Source organism: Clostridium lapidicellarium (assembly GCF_041224415.1).
Lineage (GTDB): Bacteria > Bacillota > Clostridia > Clostridiales > Clostridiaceae > Clostridium_B > Clostridium_B lapidicellarium.
In genome coordinates this window covers 1-6,860 of record NZ_JBGFFE010000045.1, presented here as the reverse complement: position 1 = coordinate 6,860, position 6,860 = coordinate 1, and the positions used below count along the sequence as shown (strand labels likewise).

6 protein-coding genes are annotated in these 6,860 nt (G+C 34.8%); 2 read left to right on the top strand and 4 right to left on the bottom strand.

The window, feature by feature from the left end:
• Positions 1-178 precede the first annotated feature (178 nt).
• Complete coding sequence (locus AB8S09_RS15600) at positions 179-1,144, top strand: sulfide/dihydroorotate dehydrogenase-like FAD/NAD-binding protein (protein ID WP_294185233.1); 966 nt, start codon at positions 179-181, stop codon at positions 1,142-1,144.
• 11 nt (positions 1,145-1,155) lie between these two features.
• On the top strand, positions 1,156-2,433 hold the full coding sequence (locus tag AB8S09_RS15595; protein ID WP_294185231.1) for an FAD-dependent oxidoreductase: 1,278 nt from the start codon (positions 1,156-1,158) through the stop codon (positions 2,431-2,433).
• Positions 2,434-2,441: 8 nt separating this feature from the next.
• Here the strand turns inward: AB8S09_RS15595 and AB8S09_RS15590 are convergent, their stop codons facing one another.
• The 4 genes from AB8S09_RS15590 to AB8S09_RS15575 form a co-directional block, all read right to left on the bottom strand.
• Positions 2,442-2,666, bottom strand: coding sequence for a hypothetical protein (locus AB8S09_RS15590; RefSeq protein ID WP_294185229.1), 225 nt, complete (start codon positions 2,664-2,666; stop codon positions 2,442-2,444).
• A complete protein-coding gene (locus tag AB8S09_RS15585; protein ID WP_294185228.1) occupies positions 2,654-2,803 on the bottom strand; it encodes a hypothetical protein in 150 nt (49 codons plus the stop codon). The genes AB8S09_RS15590 and AB8S09_RS15585 overlap by 13 nt, the downstream gene beginning before the upstream one ends.
• 434 nt (positions 2,804-3,237) lie before the next feature.
• A complete protein-coding gene (locus AB8S09_RS15580) occupies positions 3,238-3,534 on the bottom strand; it encodes an IS66 family insertion sequence element accessory protein TnpB (RefSeq protein ID WP_369869522.1) in 297 nt (98 codons plus the stop codon).
• 256 nt (positions 3,535-3,790) lie between these two features.
• On the bottom strand, positions 3,791-6,853 hold the full coding sequence (locus tag AB8S09_RS15575; RefSeq protein ID WP_369869524.1) for a cell wall-binding repeat-containing protein: 3,063 nt from the start codon (positions 6,851-6,853) through the stop codon (positions 3,791-3,793).
• Positions 6,854-6,860 lie beyond the last annotated feature (7 nt).

The window sequence follows — 6,860 nt, the reverse complement described above, 5'->3', positions numbered from 1 at the left end:
TATATAAGGGATACCGCAGTTCACAGTTTGGCTTGAAAAACAGCCAAATGCTTGGAGGATCTGTTCACAACCACGGGAGGCTGTGTAAATTTAAGTAACAAAAATTATTCTGCAAAATAATCTAATACTGTACACATCTTTATAGTATTTTTAATAATTATAGACGGAGGTTATTTTCATGAATTGTATAGACGCTGGCGGCCCATATTGTCCATGCCATCTTGCAGAAACTTCAGATTGCATTCTCTGCTCCCAGCTCTCTGGTAAAGAATTTTGCCAGTGTAAAGACTGGTGCGGTGTTTGTATATACGATCAATATATAGCAAATGGTCATAGGGCTAAAGCTTTAAGAAAAACCTACACTTGTACTATATTAGAAAAACATCTTTCTGATAAAAATCTGTGCATTTTTACTTTAAAAGCTCCTGAAAACCTTACAAGAGAACTTGTTTATCCAGGAAGTTTCATCTTCTTAAGAAGTGTGAAAAATACAAATTACTATGATGTCCCAATATCAATAATGGAAGCAGATATAGACACGTCCACTTTAAAGGTTGCCCTGAAATTAAGCGGCAGCAAGACAAAAAATTTATTTAAATTAAATGAAAAAGATGAGGTATTTATGAGGGGACCTTTTTCAAATGGAATAATGGGTCTTTCAAATATATATAAAGCAAAAGCTGGAACCTCGCTGATCATAGCCAGAGGTATAGGAATTGCTCCTTCAATTCCTGTCATGAAAAAGTTACACGCGAACGGGAACAAGGTTATTTCCATAATTGACCGTGAATTTGATGAAAATTTCAGTGAAAAATATCTTGACAAGTACAGCTCCACTGTAGTTTACTGCAATATGATGGAAGGCGAAAATCTCACGGATAAATTCAAAACCATTCTCAATGATCTTTTAACTGCAGAAAACATAAATCTGGTTCACTGCGGCGGTCCCGATATATTGACTTATGACATTCTTCAGCTTGCAGACAGCTCTCTGAATTTTTCCTGCTGCAACAATTCCAAAATGAACTGCGGCGAAGGTATATGTTCCAGCTGCACCCACCATTATAAAAATGATGTAATCAAAAAGTTCTGCAAAGTTCAGATGGATCCGAGAAATTTATTCAAAGATAGAAAATTTATATAGGAGGCATTTTTATGAAGGTAATAATAATCGGCTGCGGATGGTCCGGAGCTGCTGCAGCTTTGACTGCCAAAAAGGCAGGTGCGGATGTAGTTGTTTATGAAAAAACGGATATGGTACTCGGCCTTGGAAATGTAGGCGGAATAATGAGAAACAACGGCAGATACACTGCTGCTGAAGAAATAAAAGCTCTCGGAGCAGGAGATCTTATAAATATCACAGACAGCCTTACCAGACATAAGAATCTGGATTTTCCCAATCATGCCCATGCATGGCTCTATGACGTGAATAAAATTGAACCCGCTGTCAGAAATTATATTTTAAGTAAAGATATAAAACTGAATTTGATGTCAAGAGTAGTGGATGTAAAAATGGACGGCAATAAGATAAAAGGCATTTATACTTCAGAGGGAGATTATGACGAAGCAGACGTATTTATTGAAACTACAGGTTCTACAGGTCCTATGGGAAACTGTATAAAATACGGCCACGGGTGCTGCATGTGTGTGCTCAGGTGTCCATCCTTCGGGCCCAGAGTGAGTATAAGCAGCTGTGCCGGAGTGGAGGATCTGCACGGTGAAAGATCAGATGGAAATTATGGAGCCTTCAGCGGTTCCTGCAAACTGGCAAAGGAAACTCTGGACAAAAAACTGGTAGAAGAAGTGGAGAAAAAAGGAGTGGTGGTACTCAAGGTACCAAAAGAAGATATAAATCTAGACAAACTCAAATCAAAAGTATGCCAGCAGTATGCTTTGAAGGAATTCGCAGAAAATATAATACTTCTCGATACGGGACACGTAAAACTCATGACTTCCTATTACCCGCTGGATAAGCTCAGAAAGATACACGGACTTGAAAATGTAAAATTTATCGATCCCTATTCCGGCGGCAAAGGTAATTCCATAAGATACCTTTCCGTGGCCCCTGTCTCAAATGACCTCAAAGTAATCGGAGTGGAAAATCTATTTTGCGGCGGTGAAAAAAGCGGACTGTTTGTGGGACATACCGAAGCAATATGTACCGGATCTCTCGCAGGGAACAATGCGGTGAGATATACCCTTGGAATACCTTCATTGATCCTGCCTAAAGATACTGTCATAGGAGATATAATAGACTATGCAAATCACAAAATACTTACAAGTGAGGGCAGAAAAAACAGATACACTTTTGCCGGGGCAGAATACTTCAATCGAATGAAGGAAAGAGGCCTGTATACCACGGACAAAACTGCTATAGCCCATAGAATATCGAACCTCAGCCTGTCTGGTATATTAAATAGAAAACTTCTCTAATTCAGAATTCATCTCCAGATACTGCAGTATAGAGAAATGCTGCAGTATCTATTTATACCTTTTATCAAGCGTTCTTTAAATAAATCTGAACTGCTCATTTTCTCATTCAAAATCAATTCAGCTTTCTCTGGCTTCAGCTTTTTTTCAAACTCTCCAACGAAATTGCTCCTGGCGGCATCCTCAAAAATGGAGCTTAAAATATTTTCATCTTTTATCTTTCTTATACTGTCCATACAGGAAGTATAGGAAAACTTGATGTAAAGTAATTTTTCAGGTTTTGAAGAAGTCTATCTCTTCTGCCCTCTTTCATACCTTTCGTTTTGCCTTCTTTTACAATATTTTCTATAGTCTTTCCCAAATTAGATACCATAGAATCCACCTCATAATATTTAACTGTATTATTAGTATTTACCAGAACATAAGTTCCTATGCACTGATTCGTATATTTTCTAATTTTATTTTATCAAATATTTTAGGGTAATCCACAATTCAACATAAATTTCATCTTTTATTTAGGGTTTTTCCGGAGAAATGCCGTTATATAAGGGATACCGTGGTTCACAGTTTGGCTTGAAAAACTGCCGGACGCTTGTCTTGATTGTCCAATCATTTACACTTTATTCACAACATTTGTGGCAACCTGACTCTTTTCAGTTCAGATGGGCTTCTAATAACTGCTGTTATATCAAGGATAGATGGGATTATGGCTTGGTTCAAAAAGCAAATGAATGTTTGGAGGATTTATTCACAGTTTATTCATGACCCCCGGGGGTTGCCTGTCTATTTTTCCTATATTTAATCTTTTTATATCTTCTTGAGTCTAATATGAATTCCAAGTACTGAGCAGTCAAAATGAACAATATCAGTTTGATCTGTTTCTAGAAAAACATAGTCTGCATCTATGGAAATAGTGCCTGATAATTTGAAAGTATCTAGAAGGACTGTTTGTTCCTCTGGATTTTTGGAAGGGAAGGCTTTGCAGACAGCAGCACATACTTTTCTCAACCAGTAGTAATACTTGATGCTATTTTCCGTACACCATGATTTAACAGTTTGCGCACTGCTGCGGCACTCATATATAGTTTTAATCCGCTCATTCATTCTATATTTTGATTTGCATCTTATACATCCATATAAAATCTCCTTTTAAAGTTTCTAAGATTCACTTGAAAAACTTTAAAACTTATTCTAGAAGATTATCTCACATTTTTTTACTTGACACTTACGATATGTTATATCATTAACTGATAATATAACACTACACTATAATCTTCTCTTATAAATTTTAATATAAAAATAGAGTCATTTCCATAATTGAAATGACTCTATTTTTTGTTTAATTACCGTTACAAATAAACTAATTTAACGTAACTGTTACTGGAATTGATACAGTATCAGCAGTTTTTTTAGTTGTAGTATTAGTAACTGTATAAACTACATCACTTGTACCTGCTTTTTGAATCTTACCACTTTCATCATATACTGTCGAATCAGTAGTAGATTTAACAGCTATAGTATAACCACTCGGAACAGTAGGTAATTCAACAGCTCCCTTATCACCCTTATTGGGAGTGAATGAAGTTATATCTTTTGCTACTGCATTAACATCTAGCTGGTCACTATCAAAATCACTAGCATTTACACTCACATAAGTAGTTTTCAAATCATCATCTGAAGGTGTATAATAAGCATAATTACCTTCTAAATCTTTAACTGTTGAAATACTAGACTGACCTTTAACAGGTTTAACAGTTATATTTACATTTCCACCCTTAGCTGTAACTGCATTTTTAAGATCATCTAAATCGCTATTCTCAAATTTAAATACGACTGTATCCTTACTAACATCAGATCCACCCTCAACATTTTTATTTGAAACTACTGAAGTATCTGTAGCATCAACATTTGTTCCGCCAACACTAAAGGTAAAATCAGAAGGTTGCACACTGCTCTCTTCAATTGGAGTATCAAAACGAACACTAATTTCAGCCTGATCTTTATCTGCTGTTTCATGTTCCCAATTAGTTCCTTCCTTAGCAACATACTGAGCCTTCCAATTCGTAGCAACATCATTATTATCTTTTACAGCAATTAATTTTGGTGCTGCATCATATGAATAGATTGGAACACTATTATCAGCTACTGTATTGCCTAATACATCTTCAATATTATTTATAGTTAAGTTAGTATCATTCCCTGGTGCTTTAACTTTATTAATTAAAGTATTAGGATCACTTTCATCATTTCCAGTAGCATTTTCATTTTCATCTGTAGTCTTAGTATTATTAGCAAATGTAAGAGTTACTTTAGTACCATCTACACTAACTGAAGTTGGATTTTCACCATTTATCGAAAAAGCATCTTTAGGTGCACTGTCTTCATCAATTGGCTGAGTAAAACTCACATTAGCTTTCAGGTCATTACCCTCATAATAAAGTCTTAAGGAATTCTTTTTAACTGTAGCTGCTGCTTTAACTGCATTACCAAATATTCCTCCATTGTTTCCAACTGATAAGGTATTTCCATCTTCATCTTTTACACCTGTTGCATATATTGCCTTTATAGAATTTTCATCACTCTCTGTTCCTTTAGCATCTAATGATGTATCCTTTAAATCAATTGTAACACTCTTATTATCTCCATTCACTGAAATATGAGCATTACTTGGAAGAGTTTTAGTTTCATTTTTCCCATTTAAATACTGATAATTATCTGTATCATCCAATGTACTTCCATCCATTGCCTTATTGAATACAAAAATAATCTTTGTAAGGTTATTATTATCCTTATTTTTAGCTGCATATGGAGTTGCAGTTGCACTTACATCAGAAGATCCATCAAAAGTAATGATCTTATCATCCATTACATTAGGAGTTGAAGCCGTATCCTGTATATTCTTTATCGTAAGAGTATACTTAGAATCAGTTAATTTATTACTATCACCTAATTTAATATCAACTACATCCGTAGTAGTAGGCATACTTGATTTCCCTGGAACAGTGATTCCTGTATAGGATCCCTCTGGTATCTCATCAGTTATATCAGTTCCATCATTATCTTTCAACGTATAATTTGACTTATTTGTTGCATAAGTTGCATCTACATCTTTGTTAAATTTAACTCTTATTGTATTATCATTGAGTGCATAAACTGAACTCACTTCAGGTTTAGTAGTATCTTCTTCCAAATCAAAAGATTTATAAGTATCATCAGGTACTTTATTTCCATAAGCATCTTCTACATTATTATCAACATAAAGAGTATTTGAATTCTTATTAATTAAATTACTTACTCCACTTATTTTAACTTGAGTGTCACCTTTTTTAAGTTCTACTGTACTATTATTTGAAGTTAATTTAGTATCATTTATCTTATAGTTTCCATTAACAACAGCAGTTTTTGCATCCATTGGCCTATCAAAGTTAACATAAACTTTTCCACTATCTTCAGCTGTTATACTTGTAATTTCAGGTGCAGTAGTTAATGAATCTACTGTAAAATTCTGAGTTGTATCTGCAATTGGGAAACCTGCAGCATCTGATAATATATCATCATCAGCATCAGAAATTTTCAAAACATTATCTCCTGTTGGAAGATTTGTATCAAAATATAATTCTACTTCATCAGTATAATAGTACTCACCGTCTGATGCTTTAACTGCATCATCTAATGCAGAATACTTAATATCATTATTATCAGTAGATCCATCTTCTTTAGTATTAACGTCATAATTTACTCCATAAGAAGATAAATTCTTATCATTTATTTTAAGCTTGGATACTACATTCTGAAGTGCTGTTTTCTCATCCTCTCCTTGTGCTTTTATAGGTTCAGAAAATTTAACATCTAATTTGTTATTTCCTCTTGCTGAAACTGAACCCAACGTTGGAGCAGTTGTATCTGAAAAAGTAATAGTCTTCGTAAATTCAGGAACAGTATTTGACTTGTCTTCACTGAGTATTCCTTTCTTAACTGTTACATCCACATCATCATTTTGCTTTTGTTTCTTTGAAAGAGTTATTAAAACAGTTTTATTATCATCCTGAAGGGATGCAGTAGCATCACTATCTTTACCTTCATTATCTGTAAGTTGAGTCCCATCAACTTTGTAATTAGCCACATCTTCAGCTGTATCCTCGTCAACTTTTCCATTAAAAGTTACCTTTATCTCATTCAAGCTTGCAGATTCAACTGAGTCAACTGCAGTAGCCTGATCCTGATCTTGTGGATTATAAAGTGCATTGATATCGTCCTCTATTGACTGAGGAACAACTGCAGTTCCACCTATTAACTGTACATCAGTACTGGAATCAGTGTTGTTTTTCAAGTAAGCAAGAGCATTAGTCGTTCCCTCTGAACCATCTTTGTCCACTAATACTAGTGGTGCGGAATACTTTCCTGCTACTGCGGAAGCTACCAGCGCATCT

Coding starts and splice junctions, on each gene's coding strand:
- AB8S09_RS15580 (WP_369869522.1), bottom strand. CDS start 3,534: ATGAATGAGCGGATTAAAACTATATATGAGTGCCGCAGCAGTGCGCAA.
- AB8S09_RS15585 (WP_294185228.1), bottom strand. CDS start 2,803: ATGGTATCTAATTTGGGAAAGACTATAGAAAATATTGTAAAAGAAGGC.
- AB8S09_RS15600 (WP_294185233.1), top strand. CDS start 179: ATGAATTGTATAGACGCTGGCGGCCCATATTGTCCATGCCATCTTGCA.
- AB8S09_RS15590 (WP_294185229.1), bottom strand. CDS start 2,666: ATGGACAGTATAAGAAAGATAAAAGATGAAAATATTTTAAGCTCCATT.
- AB8S09_RS15595 (WP_294185231.1), top strand. CDS start 1,156: ATGAAGGTAATAATAATCGGCTGCGGATGGTCCGGAGCTGCTGCAGCT.